The sequence below is a fragment of the Rhizobium sp. BR 317 genome (genome assembly GCF_047445835.1).
Classification (GTDB): Bacteria; Pseudomonadota; Alphaproteobacteria; order Rhizobiales; family Rhizobiaceae; genus Rhizobium; species Rhizobium paranaense.
In genome coordinates this window covers 1-1,626 of the sequence record NZ_JARWLB010000111.1, presented here as the reverse complement: position 1 = coordinate 1,626, position 1,626 = coordinate 1, and the positions used below count along the sequence as shown (strand labels likewise).

The following is a 1,626-nucleotide window of genomic DNA, read 5'->3' as shown; positions in this document are numbered from 1 at the left end:
CCTTATCGATATCCTCATCTGTGGGCGAGGGATTCTTGGCCAGAATATCGGATACGGCCATGATCATGCCGGACTGGCAATAGCCGCATTGGGGCACGGCATGCTCGATCCAGGCCTGTTGAACGGGATGTGAATGATTGGGACTCAACCCCTCGATCGAAGTCACMGATCCCCCTGCGACACTGTCGACGGTGGTTATACAGCTACGCACGGCCTCGCCGTTAAGATGAACGGTGCATGCACCACACTCGCCGACGCCGCAGCCGAATTTTGTGCCCTTAAGCTTGAGGTAATCGCGAATGACCCAGAGCAGAGGCGTAGCCGGATCGACATCGATCKAGCGCGCGCTGCCATTAACTGTAAAATCGACTTTCATTGTCTTCACCTCCGGAGTGTGGTCCCGTTTGTCGCAGATCATCTTTTATGGCAGTCTGCCAAAATTATTCACAATAGTAAATACATTTGGCATCCCCCAGACGTGCGAGGGATACGAATAGGAGAAATGAAGGAAATGATCCTGAAACACGCTACATTGACGGGAATAACGATTCCGAATTAATTCTACACTCGCCTAAATTGAGGCCTCAGGCTTGTGGTCAGGTGTGTTTCATGAAATGAAAGCAGGCATTTAAAAACACGGAATGTGCATGCGCAAAGAAACTCACCAGCGCCGTCGGCCTGGCCGCCCCTCGCATGATGGTGACCTCAAAGAAACTATCCTAGACCACGCCGAGATCGTTTTTGCGGAGCKGGGTTATTCGGGGGCGAAGACGCGCGAGATAGCGGCGAATGCGGGAGTAAATCAAGGACTTATCMGCTACTATTTTGGAGACAAGGAATCGCTATTCGATGAGGTTTTCCGCCGGCGCGGGGGCATATTGTMGGGTACCCGCCATGTTCTGCTCGACAAAGTGCTGGAAGAGGCTGAGCGCCCAGCTGTMGAGGCTATCGTAAAGGCCTATCTGCAGCCCCAGTGGGACATGAAGTACAGCAACGAGAACGGCGCTTCATTTGTACGCCTCCAAGCCCGATTGCATGCCGAGCAAGAGGAGCACGCTCTTCGCCTACGCCGTGAGGTTTACGACGCCTCTGTCCGGCGATACATCGACGCCCTTCAAACTGCGATGCCTGGTATACCCCGTGATCTTTTGAGCGTACGCATGGCATTTCTCGTGGGTACCTACATGTTCATGCTGAACGACCTCGGCCGTATTGGCGACCTAACGGAAGGAAAGGTCTCGCCGCTCGGTAAGGAGGCCATGCTCGAGAACCTCGTCGCCTTCCTCTCCGCTGGTTTACGAGCACCGGTCAGTTAAGTTGATCGTGCGGATTCAAGACGCCGACAATGCGTCGACCTATGAGCCAGGACTGGGACATAATCGGTGGCCTTCTGGCTCTCGACACGGGTCAGTTGCCGCTCTGCACAAGATAACTGACCTATTCCGAGTGAGTGATCTGGTTCCCCGGCCAGACGGCCAGCGCCTGCTTTGCCGATCTGCTGACACCGCCCATTGCAATAATAATTCCCGTTTTGAATAATTTTGCTTMAAKGGGGCGCTGAGCCGTGTATTATCCACTCATTGAGCGTGCGAGGCATCAAGCGAACGAGAACATGGTCGTGCGGCC

2 protein-coding genes are annotated in these 1,626 nt (G+C 54.0%); one reads left to right on the top strand and one right to left on the bottom strand.

The annotated features are described in order from the left end of the window. Nucleotides 1-376: (2Fe-2S)-binding protein (locus QD357_RS32115; protein WP_414126052.1), on the bottom strand; the 376-nt coding region annotated here is incomplete at its 3' end. A 271-nt stretch (nucleotides 377-647) separates the two neighbouring features. On the opposite strand from QD357_RS32115, the gene QD357_RS32110 reads away from it, so the two are divergent. After that, nucleotides 648-1,316, top strand: coding sequence for a TetR/AcrR family transcriptional regulator (locus tag QD357_RS32110; protein ID WP_414126051.1), 669 nt, complete (start codon nucleotides 648-650; stop codon nucleotides 1,314-1,316). The last annotated feature ends 310 nt before the right edge of the window (nucleotides 1,317-1,626 follow it).